General features: G+C 69.0%; 1 protein-coding gene. It reads left to right on the forward strand.

The genetic code is table 11. The features are described 5' to 3' along the window. Positions 1-258: 258 nt before the first annotated feature. A partial coding sequence (locus AC01FP_RS18700; protein ID WP_474482405.1) for a lamin tail domain-containing protein occupies positions 259-607 on the forward strand: 349 nt, incomplete at its 3' end.

Genomic DNA, 607 nt, shown 5'->3' on the forward strand with positions numbered 1-607 from the left:
GCCGCAACTGCCGAAGTGGCCGATCACCGCGGCCTCGAGCACGATCTGCTTGTGGTGGACCTGGCAGTCGGGGTCGTAGACCTCGCGCGTTTGGGGCACGACCACGCAACTGGCCAGGGTCAGCGCGGCGGCGCAGGCAACGAGGCGGATTCGCATGCTGCCAGTCTTGCACACCCCGCGGCTGCGGGGCCGCACTGTCGCGCTGTTGTCATGCGCGATCCCTAGCGTGGCTGACATCCGTCAACGAGGCTACCGACCATGTCCTTCCGCCACCTCGCGCCGCTGGCGCTGCTCGCCGCCACCACCGCCCAGGCCAACATCCAGATCACGGAGTGGATGTACAACGGCAACGGCGCCACCGGCGAGTACGTCGAGTTCACCAACCTCGGCAGCACGCCGGTGGACTTCAGCGGCTGGAGCTACGACGACGACTCCCGCACTGCCGGTACAACGAGCCTCACGGCCATCGGCGTGCTCGCACCGGGCGCCTCGGCGATCCTGGCCGAGGCCGACGCAGCCAGCTTCCGCAGCGCCTGGAACCTCGGCACCGGTGTGCCGGTGGTCGGCAGCAACCTCGCCAACCTGGGCCGAGCCGACGAGATCAACC

Source organism: Cyanobium sp. NIVA-CYA 375 (assembly GCF_056108345.1).